Source organism: Chromobacterium sinusclupearum (assembly GCF_002902845.1).
GTDB classification, from domain to species: domain Bacteria; phylum Pseudomonadota; class Gammaproteobacteria; order Burkholderiales; family Chromobacteriaceae; genus Chromobacterium; species Chromobacterium sinusclupearum.
Genome location: NZ_PPTF01000016.1, coordinates 1 through 19,882 on the forward strand (window position 1 = coordinate 1; position 19,882 = coordinate 19,882).

Genomic DNA, 19,882 nt, shown 5'->3' on the forward strand with positions numbered 1-19,882 from the left:
CACCTTCTGGCAGAACCACGGCGAAGCGCACGACGTCGACCCGGCCAAGATCCAGACCGAGGTGTTCCGGCTGCCGTCCACCTGTTTCGCCGAGGAAGACGGCTCCATCGTCAACTCCGCGCGCTGGCTGCAATGGCACTGGAAAGGCGCGGAACCACCAGGCCAGGCGCGCGGCGACAACGAGATCATCGGCGAGTTATTCGTCGCCATCCGCGACCTTTACCGCAAGGAAGGCGGCAAGCTGGCCGATCCTATCCTGAAAGTGAACTGGAACTACCGCAACCCCAAGGCCCCGACGCCGAGCGAGCTGGCGATGGAAATGAACGGCAAGGCGCTGGCCGACCTGCCGGACCTGGCCGACCCGTCCAAGGTGCTGGTCAAGAAAGGCGAGCAGTTGCCCGGCTTCGCCGTGCTGCAGGACGATGGCCGCACTGCCTGCGCCTGTTGGATCTTCTCCGGCTGCTGGCCGCAGGCCGGCAACCAGATGGCGCGCCGCGACAACACTGATACCGGCCTAGGCAACACGCCGGGCTGGTCATGGTCGTGGCCGGCCAACCGCCGCATCCTGTACAACCGCGCCTCCTGCGACCCGTCCGGCAAACCGTGGGACCCGAAGCGCAAGTTGATCAGCTGGAACGGCGAAAAATGGGTGGGCGGCGACGTGCCGGACTTCAAGGCCGATGCCGCGCCGGACTCCGGCATGCTGCCCTTCATCATGAACCCCGAAGGCGTGGGCCGGCTGTTCTGCGCCGACAAGCTGGTGGACGGCCCGTTTCCTGAGCACTACGAGCCGATGGAAAGCCCGATCGGCACCAATCCGCTGCATCCTAAAGTCGTCTCCAGCCCGGCGGTGCGGCTGTTCGACAGCGACAAGAAGCGGCTGGGCACCCACCATGACTTCCCCTATGTCGGCACCACCTACCGGCTGACCGAACACTTCCAGTTCTGGACCAAATCGGTGCTGCTGAACGCCATCGCCCAGCCCGAGCAGTTCGTCGAAATCGGCGAAGCCTTGGCCCGCGAAAAAGGCATCGTCCAGGGCGACATGGTCAGGGTCAGCTCCAACCGAGGCTTCGTCAAAGCCAAGGCGGTGGTGACCAAGCGGCTGATGCCGCTGAAGGTCAACGGCCAGACCGTGCACCAGATCGGCATCCCGCTGCACTGGGGCTGGGAGGGCGTGGCGCGGCCGGGTTATCTGACCAACTCGCTGCCGCCGGCCGTGGGCGACTGCAATACGCAGACTCCCGAGTACAAGGCCTTCCTGGTCAAACTGGAAAAACTATAAGGAGCTCCGGCCATGCCATTGCAATCATTGGACATCAACCGCCGCTCCGCCAGCCCGACCGAAAGCCCCAAGGTCCGCAAAACGCTGGAAGTGGCCAAACTGATCGACACCTCCACCTGCATAGGCTGCAAGGCCTGCCAGGTGGCCTGCTCGGAGTGGAACGACATCCGCGAGGAAGTCGGCCACAACATCGGCGTCTACGACAACCCCACCGATCTCACGGCCAAGGCCTGGACCGTGATGCGCTTTGCCGAGGAGGAAAGCAACGGCAAACTGGAATGGCTGATCCGCAAGGATGGCTGCATGCACTGCGCCGATCCGGGCTGTTTGAAAGCCTGCCCGTCGCCGGGCGCCATCGTGCAGTACAGCAACGGCATCGTCGATTTCCACCAGGAAAACTGCATAGGCTGCGGCTACTGCATCGCCGGCTGTCCGTTCAACATCCCGCGCATCAGCAAGGAAGACAACAAGGCCTACAAGTGCACGCTGTGTTCGGACCGCGTCGCCGTGGGCCTGGAGCCGGCCTGCGTCAAGACCTGTCCCACCGGGGCCATACAGTTCGGCTCCAAGGAAGACATGAAGGAAGTGGCGGCGGAACGGGTGGCGGACTTGCAGCGGCGCGGTTATCAAAACGCCGGCCTGTACGACCCGCCAGGCGTGGGCGGCACCCACGTCATGTACGTGCTGCACCACGCCGACAAGCCGGAACAGTACTCCGGCCTGCCCCACAACCCCGAAATCAGCCCCACCGTGCAGCTGTGGAAGGGCTGGCTCAAACCGCTGGCGACGATAGGCATCGCCGCCGCCGGCCTGTTCGGCTTCCTGCATTACATCACCGTCGGCCCCAACCGCGCCGAGGAAGACGATGAAACGGCGCCGCACGAGGAGGACAAGCCATGAAGGAAAAACTGCTGCAACGCTATAGCGCGGCGGAACGGATCAACCACTGGATCGTGGCCATCTGTTTCATCCTGCTGGCGCTATCCGGCCTGGCCCTGTTCTACCCGGCCTTCTTTTGGCTGACCGGCGTGTTCGGCACCCCGCAACTGGCGCGCATGGTCCATCCCTTCGTCGGCGTGCTGATGTTCCTGGGCTTCTTCCGCCAGTTCTTCCGCTACTGGCGGCGCAACCTGATCAATGGCCAGGACATCCAGTGGATGTTGTCGGTCAAAGAAGTGCTGCGCGGCCATGAGACCGTTGAGGTGGGCAAGTACAACGGCGGCCAGAAGGCGATGTTCTGGATCATGACCCTGTGCGTGGCCGTCATGCTGGTCACCGGCATCATCGCCTGGCGCCAGTACTTTTCCGACTACTTCCCTATCCCGGTGATCCGGCTGGCGCTGCTGCTGCACGCCTGGGCCGCCACCGCGCTGATCGCCAGCATCATCGTCCACATCTACGCCGCCTTGTGGGTGAAGGGCACGATACGGGCCATGGTGGAGGGCGTGGTCACCCACGCCTGGGCCAAGAAGCATCATCCGGGCTGGTATAAGGAAATGACGGGAAAAAAATAGCAAGGCTTTGTGTCCGCCGCGCGAACGATATTTAGATGCCGGTTCCAGCCGGCAAACGGGAAAGGGGGCTGCGCGGCCAGCCCCCTATCGCTGAGCGAATCAAAGATTCGCTCGCAGACATAGGCGCGCGTCGAAACCCCTGCTTGCGCTCCAGGGGAAACCGGACCCATTGATTCGACCCTAACGTTAGGGGCTGTTGACGTTTGATGCGAGGATCGCGTTTGAGCTACGCCAAACCCGCAGGGCCGGGCGCCTTTCGCGCCGACTCTTCGTTGTTCCGCGCTGGCAGAGAATGACTATGCGGCGCGCGAAACGCCTCGATTCGCCGCAAAATGCATTCCGGCGCGACCGCTCAGCAAACGTCAACAGCCCCTAGCAAATGCACGTTTTCGGCAATTTGAATTTCAAAATAACCTTCAAACCTCGACCGCCACCATGACATCCACCCACCCCATCCTCCCAGCAGAGCAAATCCGCGCCGGCCAAGCCCCCTTGCTCAGCCCGCCGGTGCTAAGGCCGCCGGCCGATCTGTTCGCCCGCCGCGCCGCCCGGCTGCGCCAATTGGCCGATGGCCATGCCATGGCAGATTTTCTGCGGCTGTGCGCCACGCTATGCGACCGCCAGCAGACGCTGCTGGACGCCGCCGCCGCGCCTTCGCTCGCGCCGGAATGGCTCGCCACCCTATTGCGGCAGCTGGCGGAAGGACTCGCCGGCCAATTGCCCGCGCCGGCGCAAACCGCGCTGGATCAGCTGACGTCACTCCCGCCGGCCGCCTTGCAGACTGTTGCGTCGGCTTTAAGCGAAGGGGCCATCAACGACGACGCGCCTCTGGCGGCGCTGCCGTTGCTGGGCGCCGCGCTGCAGGTGCAATACACCGCATATCATCGCGCCCGGCCGTTGCCGCAACCGGATCATCAAACAGAGCGCTGTCCGTGCTGCGGCGGCCTGCCGCTGGCTTCGGTGCTGACGCGCGGCGACAGCGGCCATGCCCAACGCCACGCGCTGTGCGCCTTATGCGGCCATGCCTGGCCGGTGGGCCGCGTGCGTTGCCTGGGCTGCGGCAATAGCCGCGATCTGCGCTACTACTCGCTGGCGCCTCAGGATTACGAACCGCCGGAACCCGACCATCAGCGGCCGCACCAGACGCGCGGCGCGCAGGAGGTGGAAGCCTGCGGCGAATGCCATGGCGCGCTGAAGCAGGTATCGCTGCTGCAGGACCCGGACGCCGAGGCCGGCGCCGACGATCTGGCCAGCCTGGCGCTGGACCTGCTGGCCGGCGAAGCCGGCTACGCCCGCCTCGGCTTCAACCCGCTGTTCCTGCCCGGCACTTGAGCCCGGCAGCCGGCCGCGCCATACTTGCCGGCAATTCGCTCAATCAATGGTATGGACGCACGCATGACTCATCGCATCGTATTTGTCGAGGACGACGCAGACCTGGCCGAGTTGATCAAGGATTTCCTGGATCGCCATGAAATGGAAGTGGTGATCGAACCGCGCGGCGATACCGCGCTGGACACCATCGCCCGCGAGCAGCCTGACATGGTGCTGCTGGACATCATGCTGCCGGGCAAGGACGGCCTGTCCATCTGCCGCGAGCTGCGCCCCAAATTCGACGGCCCCATCATCATGCTGACTTCGCTGGACAGCGATATGAACCAGATCCTGGGTTTGGAACTGGGCGCCAACGACTACATCCTGAAAACCACCCCGCCTTCGGTGCTGGTGGCGCGGCTGCGCGCGCAGTTGCGCAATCTGCGCCCGGCCCAGCCCGCGGCGGAGGCTCAGCAGGGCAAGGGCGGCTCGCGCAAGGTGGTGTTCGGCCAATTATCCATCGATCCGGTCAGCCGCGACGTGGTATTGGCCGGCGAAAAGATTCCGCTGTCCACCTCGGACTTTGACCTGTTGTGGCTGCTGGCCAGCCACGCCGGCGAAACACTGAACCGCGATATCCTGTTGAAGGAAATGCGCGGCGTCAGCTACGACGGCCTGGACCGCAGCATAGACGTGGCCATTTCCCGGCTGCGCAAGAAGCTGGGCGACAACCCCAGCGAGCCGTTCCGCATCAAGACCGTGCGCAACCGCGGCTACCTGTTCTCGCTGTCGGGCTGGGAGTAAGCGCGGATGCGCCGCCTGTTTATCCAGTTCTATCTGCTGTTGATGTCCTGCTTCCTGGTGGCGGTCATCATGGTCGGCGTGGTGTACAAACAAGCCGTGGACGACGTCGGCGAACGTTACCTGGCCGACCTGTTGCGCACCACGCTGTCGCTGATCGAGGCCGACTTGCGCGGCGTGCCGGAGGACCGCTGGGGCGAAACCCTGGCCAATGCCGACTACGGCTTCACCTTCCGCGTCAAAGTCGAGAAAATGAGCAACTACATCCTGGACGAGGAATCGCGCCAGGCGCTGGACCGCGGCGAAATCGTGATGCTGGAGGACAAGTATCTGTTCCTGCAAAAGCTGCAGGACAGCAACTACCTGCTGGTGGCGGGCCCGCTACGCTATCTGTTCTTCCTGCACCGGCTCAAGTGGTTCGACTACGCCCTGCTCGGCCTGTTGGGCCTGTCGCTGGCGATACCGGTATTCCTGTGGATGCGACCCCACTGGCGCGATCTGGTGGCGCTGGAGCGCGCCTCCGGCAAGCTGGCCAACGGCGACCTCGCCGCCCGCGTCAATCTGCCGCCGCACTCCGGCGTCCACCATCTTGGCGTCGCCTTCAACCACATGGCCGACAACATCGCCACCCTGATCAACAGCAAGAAGACGCTGACCAATGCCGTGGCGCACGAGCTGCGCACGCCGCTGGCGCGCCTGCGCTACCGGCTGGCCTTGCTGGACGGCGACGAGGACACGCCGGAGCGGCAGGCGATAGAACGCGACCTCAACGCCATCGACAAATTGGTGGAGGAACTGCTGTTCCACGCCCGCCTGGATCGTCCCGAAGCGCCGCTGAAGCTGAGCAGCTTCAACGCCATTCCGTGGGCGCGCGAGCGCATCGCCGGCCAGGCGGCGCTGGCGCAGGAAATCCACTGGATCGAGCCGGTAGGCGAAACGCTGGACATCACCGCCGATGAACACCTGATCACCCGCGCGCTGGACAATCTGTTGTCCAATGCCCGCCGCCACGCCGGCTCCATCGTCGCCACGCACATCCTGATCGACAAGCAGCAGTTCTGCATCATCGTCGACGACGACGGCCCGGGCATTCCCGACGAAGACCGCGAACGCGTGTTCGACCCCTTCGTCCGGCTGGACGAGAGCCGCGGCCGCAAGACGGGCGGCCATGGACTGGGCCTCGCCATCGTCGCCGGCATCGCCCGCGCGCACCATGGCAGCGTGGCGGTGGAGCGCTCCCCGCTCGGCGGCGCGCGCTTTCTGCTGAAGTGGCCAGTCGCCTGATGTACATTTTGTAACATTGAGATACAAGCATCCCCTAGACGCCCCGGGCTTGCCACCGCTAGCATCACGCCCTGAATTAGGACTATTTCATGTCCGTTTCAACCCAATCCAAAGAAACTTAGGAGTTTCGTAAATGAAAAAGCTGGCTCTGCTCGCCCTGACCGCTGCTTTCAGCCTGGCCTCCGCTAACGGCTTCGCCGCTGAAAAAGCTGCTGCTTCCGCTCCGGCCATCCACAAGGCCAAGAAAGTTGAAAAGAAAAAAGTAGCTTCCGCTGCTCAGAAGGCTCAAGCCGCCAAGGCCGAAGCTTCCGCTCCGAAGGCCAAGAAGGCTCACAAGCACCACGCCAAGAAGGACGCTTCCGCAGCTCAGAAGGCTCAGGCCGCTAAGGCCGACGCTTCCGCTCCGAAGGCCAAGAAGGCTCACAAGCACGCTGCCAAGAAGCACGAAGCTTCCGCTCAAAAGGCTCAAGCCGCTAAGGCCGACGCCTCCGCTCCGAAGGCCAAGAAGGCCAAGAAGCACGCTGTAAAGAAAGAAGCTTCCGCTCAGAAGGCTCAAGCCGCTAAGGCCGACGCTTCCGCTCCGAAGGCCAAGAAAGCCAAGAAGCACGCCGCCAAGAAAGAAGCTTCCGCTCAGAAGGCTCAAGCCGCCAAGGCTGACGCTTCCGCTCCGGTAGCCAAGAAGTCCCACAAGCACCACGCTAAGAAGCACGCTGCCAAGAAAGAAGCTTCCGCCGCTCAAAAGGCTCAAGCCGCCAAGGCCGACGCCTCCGCTCCGAAGGCCAAGAAGGCCCACAAGCACGCTGCCAAGAAAGAAGCTTCCGCTCAGAAGGCTCAAGCCGCTAAGGCCGACGCTTCCGCTCCGGTAGCCAAGAAGTCCCACAAGCACCACGCCAAGAAGCACGCTGCGAAGAAAGAAGCTTCCGCTGCTCAAAAGGCTCAAGCCGCCAAAGCCGACGCTTCCGCTCCGGCCAAGAAGGCTCACAAGCACGCTGCCAAGAAAGCCGCTGCTTCCGCTGCCAAGTAATCATGGCGCGAATGCCGCGGCTTCTCGCTTAGCGGCATAGCAAGATACGGGGCGCTCTGCGCCCCGTTTTTATTTCTGGTGCCCGCGCGATGAAACTCACCCGCCTTTTCCTCTGCCTCGTCCTGATCCCCGCGGTGTCCCATGCCGCGCCGCTGAGCCGCGAACACAAGATTCTGTTTTTCGGCAAAGACGATCGCGTGTTGACCAAGCCAAACAAGATGCCATGGCAGGCCGTCGGCCAGCTGGAAACCCGCTCGCAGAATATCTGCACCGGCACGCTGGTGGCGCCGGACGTGGTGCTGACCGCCGGTCACTGCTTCCTGGACGACAAGGGCCGGATGGATAAGGCGATCAGCTTCACCGTCGGCTTATGGGGCAACGAGTACGAAGAGCAGAGCCGCATCACCGATGTCTACGTGGACAAGGCTTTTCTGAAAGGGCTGATCCGCCGCAAGGATGGCGTCTACATTCCGCCGGCTATCGCCCCGCGCGATTTCGCCTTCGTCCGCCTGGCCAAGGCGCTGGGCGTGCAGCAGGGCGTGATTCCGGTATTCGCCGGCAACAGCGCGCAACTGAAGCAGCTGCTGAACGAACGCAAATGGACCATCACTCAGGGCGGCTATCCGGTGGACGACCAGCGCCACCTGCGCGTCCACAATCATTGCCAGGCTACCGCGCTGCGGGCCGATGGGCGGCTGACCCATCGCTGCGACACGCTGGAAGGCAATAGCGGCTCGCCCATCTTCGCCATCGACGGCCAGGGCCGCGCCACCATCGTCGCCGTGCAAAGCTCGGCGCCGCCGGCCTCGCGCCGCAAGCTGGAAGACAATATGAGCGTGTCGGCGCCGGTTTTCAGCCAGGCCTTGCGCGATTTCATCGCCCGCAAGACGCCGCAGTCCGCCAAATGAACAAAGCCGCCCGAAGGCGGCTTTTCTGATCAAACAGCCGGCGCTCAGCCGGCCAGCGCGTCGCGCTGCAGCTGCAGCAATTCATTGATGCCCTTGCGCGCCAGCGCCAGCATCGCCGCCATTTCCTCTTCGCTGAACGGCTCGCCCTCGGCCGTGCCCTGCACTTCGACAAAGCGCCCGCTGCCGGTCATCACCACATTCATGTCGGTTTCGCAGCCGGAATCTTCCTGATAATCCAGGTCCAGCACCGGCCTGCCTTGAAACACGCCCACCGATACCGCCGCCACCTGGTCGCGCAACGGGCTGCCCTCCAACTTGCCGGCGCGAATCAAACCATGGATCGCGTCGGCCAGCGCCACATAAGCGCCGGTGATGCTGGCGGTGCGCGTGCCGCCGTCGGCCTGGATCACGTCGCAATCGATGACGATCTGACGCTCGCCCAGCTTGGCAAGATCAATCACCGCGCGCAGAGAGCGGCCGATCAGCCGCTGGATTTCTTGGGTGCGACCGGACTGCTTGCCGGCGGCCGATTCGCGGCGCATGCGGCTGCCGGTGGAGCGCGGCAGCATGCCGTATTCCGCCGTCACCCAGCCCTGGCCCTTGCCTTTGAGGAAAGACGGCACAGTCTCTTCCACGCTGGCGGTGCAGATCACCTTGGTGTCGCCGAACTCCACCAGCACCGAACCTTCGGCATGCTTGGTGTAGGAACGGGTCAGACGGACGACGCGCATGGCGTCGGCGCTACGTTGGGAGGGTCGCATGAGGCTGTCCGGTAAAATCGATATGAACGCAATTATAACCGCTCAAGCGCCCTTTCCCACCTGGCTGGCCAGAATCTCTCTATGCATGGTTTCCAGATTGGATTCCAGAATCAGCCGGCCGCCCATGCGCGGCGGATTCTTTTCCGTGTCCAGCACATCGTCGCGCTCGCCCAGCTCCACGGCATCATCCAGCACGGTCACGGCAATCGCCGACAGATTGTCCCCGCCTGCGCCGGCGCGCCGCTCCGCCACATTGATCAGCGCCGGCAGTACCTGATTGACGCCGCGGCCGGCAAAGACGCGCTCCAGCTCGGCGTCCTGCACCTGGGACCACAGGCCGTCCGTGCATAGCAACACAGAACAGCCTGGGCCTATCGGTTGGCGCTCGCCGATATCGATGCTTGGATCGCTGGAGGCGCCCAGGCAGTTGTAGATCTTGTTGCGATCCGGGTGCGTCTTGGCCGCTTCCTCGGTCAACAGCCCCTGGTCGATCAAGCGCTGCACCTGGGAATGATCGCGCGAGCGCAGCCGCATGCCTTTCTGATCGATCAGATACAAGCGCGAATCCCCGACATGGCACCAGAACAACTGATCCTGCTGCAGGATGGCCGCCACCACGGTGGTGCTGGGCACGTCCGGCAGCCGGTGGTCGGCGGCATACTCCAGAATCACTTGATGAACCGAGCTGATGGCATTCACCAGAAAACGATTGGGATGGTTCAGCGTGGGCGACGCCTGCTGGTAGAACAGCTCGCACAACAGATCCACGGTGATCTGCGCCGCCACTTCGCCGCGCATATGGCCGCCCATGCCGTCCGCTACGACCAACAGCACCGACTCCGGGGTATGGGCAATGGCCAAACGGTCTTGGTTGTAGCTGCGGCCGCCGATGCGGCTCTCCTGGAAGACCGATAATTTCATTCCGTTCCCTTTCCATGCCGGCCACCAGTCAAGCCCTTGATCCAGCCGACCAATCGATTGCCCTCGCCTGCCGTTTCGCGCAGCGGATCGCTATACGCCTCCTGCTGCAGGGATTTTTGCACCTCCAGCACCGTTGTCGGCCGGTCATCGGGACGCAGCGCCAGGCAGCGGTCGCACAGCTCGGTCAACTCGCGCGAATACTGATGACGAAAGGCCTTGGTAGCCGGCACCAGCGTATCGCTGGCCAAGCGCGCCTTGGCGCCGGGCGGCACGTCTCCCCCCATGCAGACATACAGGCAGGCGCCGATGGCGTAGATATCGGTCCACGGGCCCAAGGGCTGGTCTTTGTCATACTGTTCCGGCGCGGCGAAGCCCGGCGTATACATGGCGGCAAAATGCTTGGCGGTGCGCGACAGCGTCTGCCGCGCGGCGCCGAAATCCAGCAGCAGCGGCACGCCGTTGCGGCGCAGATAGATATTGGCGGGCTTGATGTCCAGATGCAGCAGGCGCTGGCTGTGCACCTCGCGCAAACCGGACAGCAGCGCGGCAAACCATTTGCGGACCTGCCGCTCCTGCATCTGGCCGCCCACCAGCTCCAGCTCACGCGCCAGCGAGCGGCCTTCGGCATACTCCATCACCATATACACCGTATGGTTGGCGCGAAAGAAGTTGCTGACGCGCACGACCGTGGGATGGGCAATGGCGGACAGCACCCGGCCCTCTTCGAAGAAGCATTTCAGCCCCAGATTGAAGGCATCGCGGTCCAGCTCAAGCGGAACAGTCACCTCGCCGTTGGGATTGCGCGCGGCCAGGTTGCGCGGCAGGTATTCCTTGATGGCGAACTTGCGATCGTCGTCGTCCAGCGCCAAATAGACAATGCTGAAGCCGCCTACGGACAGCTGGCGCACAATGGTGTACTCCGCCAGACGGTAGCCAGGCGGCAACGGGGTTTGCTTGCTGGATTGAGTCATGGGGTCGCAGTTGATATAGTGTCCTCTGGCCCAGGATTGATCTTAGCAAAGCAATTCGGGCCCGGCCGTTGGAAATCTTTTCAATAAACAGGAGCCCCGCATGATACTGAGCATGACTGGCTTTGCCGCCGCTACCCGGGAATTCCCTGGTGGGATGTTGAGCCTAGAGGTTCGCGCCGTCAATCATCGCTATCTCGATGTGCAAATGCGTTTGCCGGAGGAGTTGCGCATCATCGAGCCGCAACTGCGCGAACAGATCGCCGCCCGCGTCACCCGCGGCAAGCTGGAATGCCGCGTCGGCCTCAACCAAGTCGATAGCGCCGCCCCGACGCTGGAGCTGAACCAGGCTTTCCTGGGCCGGCTGCTGGAAGTCTCCCGTGAAGTGCAGCAACAATGCGCCGACAACAAAGGCTTGTCCGTCGGCGAGCTGCTGCGCTGGCCCGGCGTGCTGAAGAGCAACGAACTGGCGCCGGAAGTGCTGCACCAGCTGTGCCTGGATGCGCTGCAAACCGCGCTGGCCGACTTCAACGCCTCGCGCGGACGCGAAGGCGAAAAACTGAAGGCGGTGCTGATCGAGCGCATCGAAGCCATGGAAGGCATCGTCGCCGCCATCAAGCCCAAGCTGCCGCAAATCCTGGAAGGCTATATGACCAAGCTGGCAGGCCGCCTGCAGGAAGCGCTGGGCAATGTGGACGACGACCGTCTGAAACAGGAATTCGCCCTGTTCGCCCAGAAGATAGACGTGGACGAAGAACTGTCGCGCCTGACCACCCACTTGACCGAAGTGCGCCGCATCCTCAAAACCGGCGGCCAATCCGGCAAGCGGCTGGATTTCCTGATGCAGGAACTGAACCGCGAAGCCAACACCCTGGGCTCCAAGTCCGTCTCCACCGACACCACGCAGGCTTCAGTAGAGTTGAAGGTGCTGATTGAGCAGATGCGGGAGCAGATACAAAACATTGAGTAAACTTTCACGCCGTGTCATGGCGTGTCAGCGAAACCACAAAAGCCCCGCCAGTCGGGGCTTTTTCAATTCATGCCGTGTCATCAAGAGTCAACAAAGCGCATAATTAGCGTGTACATACAGGTGTACATACAGGCACTTTTCCACCCTCAAGTGTGTACACACCCCTAATCGCTGTTTGGATTTTTGCCGATCAAGCAGCGGCGCGGGCTAGCAGGGCAGACTCAGTATTAAGGAAATAAACATGGGCAAGCTGACCGACATGCAAATCAAGGCCTGGATCAAGGCGCAAGAACACTTCGAAGCGCGTGCCGATGGAGACGGCCTGTATCTGTGCTTCCCTGCCCGCTACTCGGTCCCATTCTGGAGGTTCCGCTACAAGATCGCCGGCAAGGCTCGCGCCGTGGTGATTGGCTCATATGCCGATCTCTCGCTTGCCAAGGCCCGCGAAACCGCAAAACAGCTTGCCGCGCGCGTTGCGCTTGGCTATGACGTGGCCGGTGAGAAGCAGGACCGTAAAGCCGCCGCCCTGGCCAAGATCGAGGAAGAGAAGAACGCCATCACCATGCTGGCGCTGGCCAACGAGTATTACGAGCGGATGATCCTGGGCCGCTGGAAGCACCCGGACATCGTACGGCGCCGGATCGACAAGGACATCGGCCCAATGCTGGGCAAGATGAAGGTGGAAGACGTCAAGCCCCGCCACATTGACGACATGCTGCAGAGCATCGTCAAACGCGGCGCGCCCACCATCGCCAACGATGTGCTGCGCTGGACTCGCCGCATGTTCGACTACGCCATCAAGCGCCACATCATCGAGGTCAACCCCGCCAGCGCCTTTGACATTGGCGACGCAGGCGGCAAGGAAGAAGCCCGCGACCGGGCCTTGAGCCGCGACGAGCTGGCTAAGCTGTTTGCAGCCATGAAGCTGGCCAAGGGTTTCAGCGTGGAGAATGACCTCTCCATCCGCCTGCTGTTGCTGCTATGCGTCCGCAAAATGGAGCTGTGCGCCGCGCGCAAGGAAGAGTTCGACTTGCCGGCCAGCGTCTGGCACCTGCCAGGCGAGCGCAGCAAGACCGGCAAGCCAATCGATATCCCCCTGCCCGCCCTGGCCGTGGAATGGCTGCAGCAGCTGTTCGACCTGGCCGGGCGCAGTGACTGGCTACTGCCGGCCCGCAAGATGCAGCACCGCATGGTGCCGCACATTCACGAAGGCACCATTGGCACCGCGCTAGGCAAGGTAAAGCCGCACATGCCAGGCGTTGCCGACTTCACCATCCACGATCTGCGCCGCACCGCGCGCACCCACCTTGCAGAGCTGGGCATAGATCCCGTAGTAGCGGAGCGCTGCCTCAATCACAAAATCCCCGGCGTGGAAGGGATTTACAACCGGCACGACTATTTCAACGAGCGCCGCGACGCCTTGAATAAATGGGCCGGGCTGCTCAATGCACTGGACAAGGGCGAAGCCTACAACGTGACACCGATTGCCAAGGGCCGGAAGAAACAGGCCTGACACCAACTTTGCCACGCCTAGATCGGCCAATCGAAAAGCAGGAAACCCCTGCCCGGTTGGCGTGGCATCTTAAACAGGGTTTTACGGAAACGTGATGGACTATAAGGAAATAAATCCGCTTTGGAGACTTGCCGATCCGCTGACAGTACAACAAGCTGCAGCGTTAATTGCAGGCTTTGATCCGAACGTGGTTCGCTTCAACTCGAATAATGCAGCATGGTTTGAGAACGATAGCGGGTATACCGATAACAGCGGCATAGGATGGGTTCAGACCGCTTTTGCTGCGCTAGTGAATGCAATCAATGCGCACAAGTTGCCTGCAATCATTAGGCGTAACGCAAGAATGGCGGGGTGGGATGAGTGGCCGGAGGTAGGAGAGCAGGCCAGGCAGCTGGGCAGTGATGAACTCATTCCCAGCCTAAGCTATGAGCCTGTCGTTATTTACTGTGAAACACCAGATTGGGGAAAGTCTACCGTCGCAGTTTCCGATCTGGTGGCGTGGTTGGAGGCCGCCGGCATTCGCACCGGATTTTTCTTCCCAAACACAACCGACTCGCCTGACTACCTTGATCCTAAAAATCCCCGGTATGCTCCCAAGTTAGCCGCAGCAGTAAAGGCATGGAAAGCGGTAACGGATGAGAGTGGAAAACATCCTAAACAGGCACTTACAACGTGGCTAAATGAGCATGCTGCAGAGTTTGGACTAACAGATAGTAATGGCCTACCAATAAAAATGAGCATCGAAGACTGCGCCAAGGTGGCCAACTGGAAGCCTGCCGGCGGAGCACCCACCACCCCAGGCGACTAACCTACCTACCTCCAGAAAGCCGCGCCAATGCTGGATTCCCCAGTATGTGCGGCTTAAAAACTCCATCACACTTGGCGAAACCCACCCACCCACCCCCATGTTTTAGTGGGTAAGTTTTCGTAACCTAACCGGCTATTTCAGCCCCGCATTACGGCTTTATCTTTGCCTCGCAATGTCAATCAACGGAGCGATGCAATATGAAACCCCACGACACAACTGGAAAACCCATCAAGATTACCGACGCCCAAGCCGGTATCCTCGCCACCTACGGCGCTCTGCCTGCCACCGGCTACGTCCGCCTTTCCGACCTTCGCCCCATCATCCCGCTGTCTGACTCTTCCATATGGCGGCGAGTAAAAGCAGGCACCTTCCCAGCCCCAGTAAAACTATCCGAGCGCGTTACTGCTTGGAAAGCCGAAGACATCCGCCAGTGGCTGGATGAACAAGGCCAGGCGGCTTGAGGTGACACGCAATGACACTTGCCACCACAAACCAGCCGCGACATAATGGCCCCGTGCTGGTCAATCCCAGCGCCAGGCTTGGCGGCCTGTTAGACTCAAGGCGGATAGCCGCCTATTGCGGCATTTTTTACGTCCGTCACACGCCATTGGTGCGCCTTTTCCTATGGGCTGGCCATGGTGGGAGCGTGCATGCACGCGCCGGTTACCTTGAGTCCCGGTCCGCCAATCCCGCCATCGTGCCAGCCCACCCCGCTTGGCGGCGGGAGGCTGGTCTTACCAGACTCAAGGAGACATGCACCATGTCTAGCCTCACCCTGCGCGCTATCCGCGCCCTACTCCCCGTTTACTCCGTATCCATTGCCACGACGCCGACCAAGGCCGAGGCCAACGCGCTTGCGCGCCTGCTGGTATCGCAAGGCCGCCGCGCCGTGATTCTGCCGGCCAGTGCCGGCTTCAACGTGATGGAGGTTCGCTAATCATGGCCAACCTCGAAAACCCCATCGCCCTGCTCGCTGACCACCACCAGGCATTCCAGCAGCGTACCGCCGACGCCGCGCTGTATGACCTGGCTGACAGCCACGCCGAAATGCTGCAAGCGGATGTCGCCGCTTCCATCGCCCTGCTGGGCGAGCTGGTGAGCAGCTACCCGCAAGATACCGGCATGGATACTGCCGTCCTGCACCACCTGGGCCAGACATTGCGCCTGTTGGGCGCCATCAGCTGCTTCGCAGGCCAAGAGCGCTGCATGATTGCCACGGCGCGCGAGCTGCCGGCCAAGAAAGGGGGCCGGAAATGATCCAGCCCACTCCCATTCTGCCAGCCAACCGCATTGGCACCATCACTCTGCATCTGTTCGATAACGGCGTGGCCGAAGCCATCATCGAGAACCCTGGCCGGCCGCTGCAAGATGCCCTTGCCCGCTGCATGGGGCGCTTGATCCATGAAGCGGGGATCATCCGCGCCGACAAACTACAGCAGGAGGCCCAAGCATGAACACCTTCACTCTCGCCCCGGAAGTCATGGACAGTCTCAAAAGCGAAGGCGTGGACGTGATGTCCTATCACGTGGGCGCCATCGAAGGCTCCATGATCTTTTCCCTATGCGCAAACAGGGGGCGGCCCGGCGAAACCATCAACAACTGCAAGCGTCACCTGCTGCTGCGCCTGGGCCTGGAGGGCAACGCCCTGACGCTGGAAGAGCAGCGCCTGCGCGGCTGGATTGTGGGCCTGATGGAAAGCGCCATCGAAGCCCTAGACCCCGAGACCGACGCAGAACCCGCCTAAGCCACCACACGACAATTTGACGACGGGGCGGCCCTGACCACCGAACGGACACGTTTCCGGGCGCGGGCCTCCTCACGTCTGAAGGGCACAGAATGAGCAACACATCCGAGCAAATCCGCGCCGCCCTGGCGCACATCGACGCCCATGCGCGGGAAACCTGGGTGGCCATGGCGATGGCGATCAAGTCCGAGCTGGGCGAGGCCGGTTTCTCGATCTGGGACGACTGGAGCCAGACGGCCAAGAACTACCAGGCGAAGAGCGCGCGTAGCGTCTGGAAGTCGATCAAGCCCGCCGGCCGCGTCACCATCGCCAGCCTGTTCGCACTGGCTATCCAGCAGGGATACCGGCCCGAACAGCCTTACCAAGCGCCCAGCGCAGAGGAGCGGGCCAAGCTGGAGACCGAGCGCGCCGCCGCCCTGGCCGAAGCGGAAGCACTGGCCGAGCAGCAGCGGCAGGAAGCCAAGACGAAGGCTGCGCGCTTATGGGAACGTGGCCACAGCATCAGCGCGGAACATCCCTACATCAAGAGCAAGGGCATTGTGCCGGCTGGTGCCGCCCAGCTGCGCGACATGCTGCTGATCCCGCTCCGCGCCGGCGGCGAGCTGGTCAACCTGCAGATCATCGGCCAGGACGGCAGCAAGCGCTTCCTGACCGGCGGCCAGGTCAAAGGCGCGTCGCTGGTGCTGGGCCGGCTGAAAGATGCCCCGTGCGCGCTGCTGTGCGAGGGCTGGGCCACGGGTTGCAGCTTGCACCAGGCCACCGGCTTGCCTGTCGTGGTCGCCTTCAACGCGCACAACGTGGTGGCGATAGCCGGCCGGCTGGCCGCTACCTTGCCGCCGGACGTGCAAGTGATCGTCTGCGGCGACAGCGACGAGAACTTGACCGGCCAGCAGGCCGCCGGCCGCGCCGCCCAGCTGCTGCACCCGCGGGGGCGCTCTGTCGTCCCGGTCTTCACCCCGGAGCAGATCGAGCAGCACCGCCAGCAGCACGATGACAAGCTGCCATCCGACTTCAACGACCTGCACCAGCTGGCTGGACTGGAGGCCGTCACCGAGAGCATTTTTCAGGGTGACTCAAAATTGGTGGGTACAGTGGGTACAGTGGGTACAAACCCGCCAGAATCCTTGCCAGATAAGGATTACAGCCGTACCCCCTTTGACGTACCCACTTCGGAATGTACCCACTTTCCCCCCGAAAACACCCCGCCGGCACCGGCTGACGGCTCGCCATTCTTCGTGGTGGAAGGCATCCCCGGCCAGCGCGATGGCGTGTATTGGGTGCCGCCGGCCGAGGATAGTAAAGATCCGGCTGCGCCGTGGTGGCTGTCTTCGCCGCTGCACGTCTTGGCGGAAACCCGCGATGCCAATCAATCGAATTGGGGCCGCCTGCTGGAGTGGCGCGACAATGACGGCCACCCGCACCGCTGGGCCTGCCCGGTGGAAATGCTGGCCGCCAGCGACACGGCCGAGTTCCGGCGCGAGCTGGTGCGGGGCGGGCTGACCATGTCGACCAGTCCCAAGGCCCGGCAAAAGCTGGTGGACTACGTGTTGAGCCACCGCCAGGCCGCCGCAACGCGCCTGCGCTGCGTGTCCCGCATCGGCTGGCATGATGTGCGCTATGTCTTGCCTGGCGAGGTCCACGGCGAGCAGGACGGCGAAGGCGTGATCTACCAGGGCACCGACAGCGGAGACTTTGACGGCGCCGGCACGCTGCAGCAGTGGCAGAACCACGTTGCCGCGGCAGCAGCGGGCAATACCCGCATCGTGTTTGCAATCTCTGTCGCATTCGCCGGCGTGCTGGCGGAAATGGCCGGTGAGTCTGGCGGCGGTTTCCACTTCGTCGGCACCACCAGCAAAGGCAAGACATCCACCCTGCTGGATCCTGCCGCCAGCGTCTGGGGGCATCCCGACCACTTCGCCAAGAAATGGCGCACCACCCAGAACGGACTTGAAGCGCTCTGCCTGGGGCGGAACGACAATCTGCTGATCCTGGACGAACTGGCCCAGATCGCCCCGGCAGATGCCGGCAGCGCCGCCTATCTGATCGCCAACGGCCAGGCCAAGGCCCGCATGACCAAGGAGGGCGGCAACCGCCCGGCACAGACCTGGCGCGTGATGTTGCTGTCTGCCGGCGAAATCGATCTGGCCCAGCACATGGCCGAAGCGGGCAAGAGCGCCAAGGGCGGCCAGATCGCTCGTTTACCAGCCATCCCCGCGGATGCGGGCGCCGGCATGGGCACCCTGGAAGCCCTCCACCACCATGCCAGCGGCCAGGCGTTTGCCGATGCGATGAAAGCCAACACCCGCCAGCACTATGGCACCGCCGGCCCGGCCTTCCTCGCCGCGCTGACACCGCCCGAGCGGCTGGACGAAATCCGGCGCGACATCAAGGACAGCATCACCGGCTTGATTGCCCACCTGGGCGTGCCGGCTGGCGCTGCGCAAGAAGTGGGCCGCGTGGCCGCGCGCTTCGCGCTGGTGGCTTTTGCTGGCGAGCTGGCCACCCGCTACGGCGTCACCGGCTGGAAGCCAGGCGAGGCGGCACAGGCGGCGCGGCGCTGCTTCCGCGAGTGGCTGGCGGAAAACCAAAGCGGCATGGCCGCAGATGACCGCGCGCTTTTTGCCCAAGTCAGCGGCTTCATGCAGGCCCATGGATCAACCCGCTTTCCGCCGCACGATGCCGCCCCGGAAGTCTTGGCGCGCTACCTGAACCGGGCCGGCTTCAAGTTCACCGACGATCAGGGCACGCTGCAATTCTGGGTCTTGTCGGAACCGTTCAAGAAGGAGCTTTGCAAGGGCTTTGCGCCGCTGGCAGCTGCCCGCGCTTTGATCCAGTCCGGCTGGCTGCTGGCCGGTGATGTGGAAGGCACCAAGCAGCGCAACACGCGCCAGAAGCGCATCAAGGCGCTCAACTCGACCAAGGTCAATGTCTACGTGCTGACCAGTGCAGCACTAGGAGGCGAAGAATGAACCTGCCGCAATGGCTCAAGGCCACCATCCATCCCGACCCCGAAACCGCCCCCGATGATGAAAAAAGTGGGTACAGAAAAAAGTGGGGGCAAGAAGTGGGTACGTCTGAAATCCTTACCCAGCAAGGGTTTCAGGAGGTTGTACCCACTGTACCCACTGTACCCACCAAAAAACAGTCACCCGGAAAAACACTCGCAACTCTTCCGGCAGAGGCTGGCGACATCCCTTCCGCGGGCGATTTTGCCGCCGGCATTGTCACTGCCCTGGTGATGAAGCAACCGCTGCCGCCGGCCACGCTGCCCGCCGATCTGCTGGAGCGGGTCAACCTGATCTGCCACCTTGAGCGCTGGCCGAGCACCGATCGCGCCGAGTGGCTGGGGATGCTGCGCGCGCAGATCGAGCGCGACGGAGTGCCGGTGGCGGAACTGGTGGCCGCGCTGGATGCCCACCTCGAGCGCCACCATTCCGGCGCAAGCGCGGATGATGACCGCGAGGCCATCGAGGAACGGGCCGCCATCATGGAACACGACGGCGGCTTGCCGCGCGCCGAGGCCGAACGCCGCGCCAAGATGGCGAACGACTGCATGACCTGCCGCCATTGGAAGGGGGAAGTCACTGTCCCGGATGCGCGCCAGCGCGCGGCGCAGATGGTGGGCCTGCAGACCCCGCACCGCGGCAACGCCACCCAAGGCATGTGCGGCGCCCGATACCGGCCGTGGCGCATCTCCAACCTGGCCAGCGAGGCAGATTACACCCGTTGGCACTTCATCGGACAATGCGCCTTCCAGCCGGCGCACACTCAGGAGCGCGCAGCATGAAGAAGCCCTTCCGCCTAGAAGACCACTTCCGCCCCATCCCCAACGATCAGGAGGGCGGGCTTTACCTCAGCGCTGCGGCAACTATCTGGATGGCTTACGCTGCGCTGTTCGACTTGGAAGACGGCAGCGAGCAAGGCCGCGCAATGCCCGTGAGTTGATCCGGGCTTGCCTGTCGGTTTTCAGGGCCGCACGCTTTCCGAAGGCGGCCTATCTCGAAACTTGGCTTGCCCGGCCCGGGGCGGATGTGTGCCGCGTCCTGCCCGTCCTGGCCGAAGCCTGCGAC

The 19,882-nt window shown here is 62.9% G+C and carries 22 protein-coding genes; 19 read left to right on the forward strand and 3 right to left on the reverse strand.

The window, feature by feature from the left end; translation table 11 throughout:
• From C2134_RS04365 to C2134_RS04400, 8 genes are all read left to right on the forward strand, one after another.
• Positions 1-1,285 (forward strand): molybdopterin dinucleotide binding domain-containing protein (locus tag C2134_RS04365; protein WP_304529167.1); only part of this gene is annotated, 1,285 nt, incomplete at its 5' end.
• Between the two features lie 12 nt (positions 1,286-1,297).
• Entirely contained in the window at positions 1,298-2,185 is an 888-nt protein-coding gene (fdxH, locus tag C2134_RS04370) for a formate dehydrogenase subunit beta (RefSeq protein ID WP_103317844.1), read from the forward strand.
• Entirely contained in the window at positions 2,182-2,799 is a 618-nt protein-coding gene (locus C2134_RS04375) for a formate dehydrogenase subunit gamma (protein WP_043621945.1), read from the forward strand. The genes fdxH and C2134_RS04375 overlap by 4 nt, the downstream gene beginning before the upstream one ends.
• A 435-nt stretch (positions 2,800-3,234) precedes the next feature.
• On the forward strand, positions 3,235-4,131 hold the full coding sequence (fdhE, locus tag C2134_RS04380) for a formate dehydrogenase accessory protein FdhE domain-containing protein (RefSeq protein WP_103317846.1): 897 nt from the start codon (positions 3,235-3,237) through the stop codon (positions 4,129-4,131).
• A gap of 63 nt (positions 4,132-4,194) precedes the next feature.
• Positions 4,195-4,914 carry a two-component system response regulator RstA gene (gene rstA, locus C2134_RS04385; RefSeq protein WP_043622070.1) on the forward strand — a complete coding sequence of 240 codons (720 nt, stop codon included), beginning with the start codon at positions 4,195-4,197 and terminating at the stop codon, positions 4,912-4,914.
• A gap of 6 nt (positions 4,915-4,920) precedes the next feature.
• Positions 4,921-6,195 carry a two-component system sensor histidine kinase RstB gene (gene rstB, locus C2134_RS04390; protein WP_043621954.1) on the forward strand — a complete coding sequence of 425 codons (1,275 nt, stop codon included), beginning with the start codon at positions 4,921-4,923 and terminating at the stop codon, positions 6,193-6,195.
• A gap of 133 nt (positions 6,196-6,328) precedes the next feature.
• Complete coding sequence (locus tag C2134_RS21135; RefSeq protein ID WP_146042094.1) at positions 6,329-7,219, forward strand: hypothetical protein; 891 nt, start codon at positions 6,329-6,331, stop codon at positions 7,217-7,219.
• An 89-nt stretch (positions 7,220-7,308) separates the two neighbouring features.
• The gene (locus tag C2134_RS04400; protein ID WP_103317848.1) at positions 7,309-8,127 is read left to right on the forward strand and encodes a trypsin-like serine peptidase; all 819 of its coding nucleotides are present in this window, start codon (positions 7,309-7,311) and stop codon (positions 8,125-8,127) included.
• 44 nt (positions 8,128-8,171) lie between these two features.
• Here the strand turns inward: C2134_RS04400 and rph are convergent, their stop codons facing one another.
• The 3 genes from rph to C2134_RS04415 are packed head-to-tail and all read right to left on the reverse strand — an operon-like array spanning position 8,172 to position 10,780.
• Positions 8,172-8,888 (reverse strand): ribonuclease PH, encoded by a 717-nt coding sequence (rph, locus tag C2134_RS04405; RefSeq protein ID WP_103317850.1) that lies wholly within the window; start codon positions 8,886-8,888, stop codon positions 8,172-8,174.
• Positions 8,889-8,930: 42 nt separating this feature from the next.
• A complete protein-coding gene (locus C2134_RS04410; RefSeq protein WP_103317852.1) occupies positions 8,931-9,809 on the reverse strand; it encodes a PP2C family protein-serine/threonine phosphatase in 879 nt (292 codons plus the stop codon).
• Complete coding sequence (locus tag C2134_RS04415) at positions 9,806-10,780, reverse strand: serine/threonine-protein kinase (protein ID WP_103317853.1); 975 nt, start codon at positions 10,778-10,780, stop codon at positions 9,806-9,808. Before C2134_RS04415 ends, C2134_RS04410 begins: the two co-directional genes overlap by 4 nt.
• Positions 10,781-10,880: 100 nt before the next feature.
• On the opposite strand from C2134_RS04415, the gene C2134_RS04420 reads away from it, so the two are divergent.
• From C2134_RS04420 to C2134_RS21465, 11 genes are all read left to right on the forward strand, one after another.
• Positions 10,881-11,747 carry a YicC/YloC family endoribonuclease gene (locus C2134_RS04420; protein ID WP_103317855.1) on the forward strand — a complete coding sequence of 289 codons (867 nt, stop codon included), beginning with the start codon at positions 10,881-10,883 and terminating at the stop codon, positions 11,745-11,747.
• Positions 11,748-11,988: 241 nt separating this feature from the next.
• Positions 11,989-13,260 (forward strand): tyrosine-type recombinase/integrase, encoded by a 1,272-nt coding sequence (locus C2134_RS04425; RefSeq protein ID WP_103317857.1) that lies wholly within the window; start codon positions 11,989-11,991, stop codon positions 13,258-13,260.
• Positions 13,261-13,354: 94 nt separating this feature from the next.
• Positions 13,355-14,068: a hypothetical protein gene (locus C2134_RS04430; RefSeq protein WP_103317858.1), complete on the forward strand. Its 714-nt coding sequence runs from the start codon at positions 13,355-13,357 to the stop codon at positions 14,066-14,068.
• Between the two features lie 197 nt (positions 14,069-14,265).
• Positions 14,266-14,529, forward strand: a complete 264-nt coding sequence (locus tag C2134_RS04435; RefSeq protein ID WP_103317860.1) for a helix-turn-helix transcriptional regulator — start codon at positions 14,266-14,268, stop codon at positions 14,527-14,529.
• A 299-nt stretch (positions 14,530-14,828) separates the two neighbouring features.
• Complete coding sequence (locus tag C2134_RS21695; RefSeq protein WP_199179871.1) at positions 14,829-15,005, forward strand: hypothetical protein; 177 nt, start codon at positions 14,829-14,831, stop codon at positions 15,003-15,005.
• A 2-nt stretch (positions 15,006-15,007) separates the two neighbouring features.
• The gene (locus tag C2134_RS04440; protein ID WP_103317862.1) at positions 15,008-15,325 is read left to right on the forward strand and encodes a hypothetical protein; all 318 of its coding nucleotides are present in this window, start codon (positions 15,008-15,010) and stop codon (positions 15,323-15,325) included.
• Entirely contained in the window at positions 15,322-15,522 is a 201-nt protein-coding gene (locus C2134_RS04445) for a hypothetical protein (protein WP_103317863.1), read from the forward strand. The genes C2134_RS04440 and C2134_RS04445 overlap by 4 nt, the downstream gene beginning before the upstream one ends.
• Positions 15,519-15,812 carry a hypothetical protein gene (locus C2134_RS04450; RefSeq protein ID WP_103317865.1) on the forward strand — a complete coding sequence of 98 codons (294 nt, stop codon included), beginning with the start codon at positions 15,519-15,521 and terminating at the stop codon, positions 15,810-15,812. Before C2134_RS04445 ends, C2134_RS04450 begins: the two co-directional genes overlap by 4 nt.
• A 92-nt stretch (positions 15,813-15,904) precedes the next feature.
• Positions 15,905-18,781: a DUF927 domain-containing protein gene (locus C2134_RS04455; protein ID WP_103317867.1), complete on the forward strand. Its 2,877-nt coding sequence runs from the start codon at positions 15,905-15,907 to the stop codon at positions 18,779-18,781.
• Positions 18,778-19,599 carry a hypothetical protein gene (locus tag C2134_RS04460; RefSeq protein ID WP_146042095.1) on the forward strand — a complete coding sequence of 274 codons (822 nt, stop codon included), beginning with the start codon at positions 18,778-18,780 and terminating at the stop codon, positions 19,597-19,599. Before C2134_RS04455 ends, C2134_RS04460 begins: the two co-directional genes overlap by 4 nt.
• The gene (locus C2134_RS21465) at positions 19,596-19,757 is read left to right on the forward strand and encodes a hypothetical protein (RefSeq protein ID WP_158248692.1); all 162 of its coding nucleotides are present in this window, start codon (positions 19,596-19,598) and stop codon (positions 19,755-19,757) included. Before C2134_RS04460 ends, C2134_RS21465 begins: the two co-directional genes overlap by 4 nt.
• Positions 19,758-19,882: the final 125 nt, after the last annotated feature.

Bases quoted from the DNA above. Each gene is read 5' to 3' on its own strand.
- rstB (WP_043621954.1), top strand. From the start codon at position 4,921: ATGCGCCGCCTGTTTATCCAGTTCTATCTGCTGTTGATGTCCTGCTTC.
- C2134_RS04460 (WP_146042095.1), top strand. From the start codon at position 18,778: ATGAACCTGCCGCAATGGCTCAAGGCCACCATCCATCCCGACCCCGAA.
- fdhE (WP_103317846.1), top strand. From the start codon at position 3,235: ATGACATCCACCCACCCCATCCTCCCAGCAGAGCAAATCCGCGCCGGC.
- C2134_RS04425 (WP_103317857.1), top strand. From the start codon at position 11,989: ATGGGCAAGCTGACCGACATGCAAATCAAGGCCTGGATCAAGGCGCAA.
- C2134_RS21135 (WP_146042094.1), top strand. From the start codon at position 6,329: ATGAAAAAGCTGGCTCTGCTCGCCCTGACCGCTGCTTTCAGCCTGGCC.
- C2134_RS21695 (WP_199179871.1), top strand. From the start codon at position 14,829: ATGTCTAGCCTCACCCTGCGCGCTATCCGCGCCCTACTCCCCGTTTAC.
- C2134_RS04440 (WP_103317862.1), top strand. From the start codon at position 15,008: ATGGCCAACCTCGAAAACCCCATCGCCCTGCTCGCTGACCACCACCAG.
- C2134_RS04415 (WP_103317853.1), bottom strand. From the start codon at position 10,780: ATGACTCAATCCAGCAAGCAAACCCCGTTGCCGCCTGGCTACCGTCTG.
- rph (WP_103317850.1), bottom strand. From the start codon at position 8,888: ATGCGACCCTCCCAACGTAGCGCCGACGCCATGCGCGTCGTCCGTCTG.
- C2134_RS21465 (WP_158248692.1), top strand. From the start codon at position 19,596: ATGAAGAAGCCCTTCCGCCTAGAAGACCACTTCCGCCCCATCCCCAAC.
- C2134_RS04400 (WP_103317848.1), top strand. From the start codon at position 7,309: ATGAAACTCACCCGCCTTTTCCTCTGCCTCGTCCTGATCCCCGCGGTG.
- C2134_RS04410 (WP_103317852.1), bottom strand. From the start codon at position 9,809: ATGAAATTATCGGTCTTCCAGGAGAGCCGCATCGGCGGCCGCAGCTAC.
- C2134_RS04455 (WP_103317867.1), top strand. From the start codon at position 15,905: ATGAGCAACACATCCGAGCAAATCCGCGCCGCCCTGGCGCACATCGAC.
- fdxH (WP_103317844.1), top strand. From the start codon at position 1,298: ATGCCATTGCAATCATTGGACATCAACCGCCGCTCCGCCAGCCCGACC.
- C2134_RS04445 (WP_103317863.1), top strand. From the start codon at position 15,322: ATGATCCAGCCCACTCCCATTCTGCCAGCCAACCGCATTGGCACCATC.
- C2134_RS04420 (WP_103317855.1), top strand. From the start codon at position 10,881: ATGATACTGAGCATGACTGGCTTTGCCGCCGCTACCCGGGAATTCCCT.
- rstA (WP_043622070.1), top strand. From the start codon at position 4,195: ATGACTCATCGCATCGTATTTGTCGAGGACGACGCAGACCTGGCCGAG.
- C2134_RS04435 (WP_103317860.1), top strand. From the start codon at position 14,266: ATGAAACCCCACGACACAACTGGAAAACCCATCAAGATTACCGACGCC.
- C2134_RS04375 (WP_043621945.1), top strand. From the start codon at position 2,182: ATGAAGGAAAAACTGCTGCAACGCTATAGCGCGGCGGAACGGATCAAC.
- C2134_RS04430 (WP_103317858.1), top strand. From the start codon at position 13,355: ATGGACTATAAGGAAATAAATCCGCTTTGGAGACTTGCCGATCCGCTG.
- C2134_RS04450 (WP_103317865.1), top strand. From the start codon at position 15,519: ATGAACACCTTCACTCTCGCCCCGGAAGTCATGGACAGTCTCAAAAGC.